Origin of the sequence: Shewanella sp., assembly GCF_051658185.1 — a bacterium.
Lineage (GTDB): Bacteria > Pseudomonadota > Gammaproteobacteria > Enterobacterales > Shewanellaceae > Shewanella.
Genome location: NZ_JBOFMC010000128.1, coordinates 1 through 1,801, shown reverse-complemented (window position 1 = coordinate 1,801; position 1,801 = coordinate 1). Strand labels below are relative to the sequence as shown.

General features: G+C 53.1%; 2 protein-coding genes. Both read right to left on the bottom strand.

The features are described 5' to 3' along the window. Positions 1–535: enoyl-CoA hydratase-related protein (locus ACRCZA_RS05465; protein WP_438673457.1), on the bottom strand; the 535-nt coding region annotated here is incomplete at its 3' end. A 58-nt stretch (positions 536–593) separates the two neighbouring features. After that, positions 594–1,801 (bottom strand): carboxyl transferase domain-containing protein (locus tag ACRCZA_RS05460; protein WP_438673456.1); only part of this gene is annotated, 1,208 nt, incomplete at its 5' end.

Genomic DNA, 1,801 nt, shown 5'->3' with positions numbered 1-1,801 from the left:
CGCGATTGCCCATGGCGCGGGCAACGTAGGGGCTAATTACCGCGGGGATCAGCCCGAGTTTGACTTCGCTCAAGCAGAAGCTTGCACGCTCGGTGGCGATGGCAATATCACTGGCGCAGATTAACCCCAGCGCGCCGCCAAAGACCGCCCCTTGGACTAAGGCGATAGTGGGTTTTGGAAAGGTATCTAAATCCTGCATCAGCTTGGCCAGCGCCTTGGCGTCATTCAGGTTTTGCTCAAAATCCATCTTGGCTTGTTTGCGCATCCAATTTAAGTCGGCGCCAGCGCTGAAGTTTTTGCCATTGGCTTTTAAAAGCAGCAGTTTGCAGTCTTGGTGCTCGGCAAAATAACCGAGGACGGCGATCATTTCGCTGATCATCACCTCATCGAAGGCATTGTGCACTTCGGCTCGGTTAAGAATTAACTCGCCCACGCCGTTATTCAGCGCGTAGCTTACATGTTGCAAATGGCCTAAGGCTTGCTGCAAATTAGCTAAGGATTGAGTGCTAGTGTGCTGGTGTTGTGTGTCAGTCATTGTTATTCCCGTCATCGTTATTCCCTCTATGAGTGATACGTAAGGCATCGCAAGATGCTTACATACGGAAGACGCCGAAGCGGGTGTCTTCGATAGGGGCATTTAATGCGGCTGACAGGGCAAGGCCCACCACATCACGGGTTTGCGCTGGGTCGATAATGCCGTCATCCCATAGGCGGGCGCTGGCATGGTAGGGATGACCCTCTTTATCGTACTGGGCAATAATCGGTGCTTTAAAGGCTTTTTCGTCCTCAATTGACCATGCTTCGCCTTTACGGGCTAAACCGTCGCGGCGCACTGTGGCTAATACGCCAGCGGCTTGCTCGCCACCCATCACAGAGATGCGCGCATTGGGCCACATCCACATCATGGTCGGCTCGAAGGCGCGGCCACACATACCGTAGTTACCTGCGCCGTAGCTACCACCGATAATCACAGTGAATTTAGGCACATTAGCGCAGGATACTGCGGTCACCATCTTGGCGCCGTGCTTAGCGATACCTTCGTGTTCGTACTTTTTACCCACCATAAAGCCGGTGATGTTTTGCAGGAACAGCAGCGGGATCTTGCGCTGGCAGCACAGCTCGATAAAGTGCGCGCCTTTTTGCGCCGATTCGGAGAATAAAATGCCGTTGTTGGCCACAATCCCCACGGGATAGCCGTGAATGCGGGCAAAACCACAAACTAAGGTTGCGCCATAGTTGGCTTTAAACTCATCGAAATCCGAATCATCGACGATGCGGGCGATCACTTCTTTGACATCGAAAGGCTTTTTCAAGTCGGTGCCGACAATGCCGTAGAGTTCGTTGATATCAAACTTCGGTGGCTTAACTGGGCTCAGTAGGCTGCTGATGTGTTTTTGATGATTTAGACGCAGCACAGCGCGGCGGGCAAGCTCTAAGGCATGCTCATCGTTTTGAGCTAAGTGATCGGCCACGCCCGAAATTTTGGTGTGTACATCGGCGCCGCCGAGTTCTTCGGCGCTGACTTCTTCCCCGGTTGCGGCTTTGACTAAGGGCGGACCCGCTAAGAAGATAGTGCCTTGATCTTTTACGATAATAGATTCATCGGCCATCGCAGGCACATAGGCGCCGCCTGCGGTACACAGACCCATCACTACCGCAATTTGCGGAATGCCCTTGGCCGACATTTGCGCTTGATTGTAGAAAATCCGGCCGAAATGATCGCGGTCTGGAAAGACTTCATCCTGACGGGGCAAGTTAGCACCGCCCGAGTCGACTAAATAGATACAGGGCAGATGGCAGC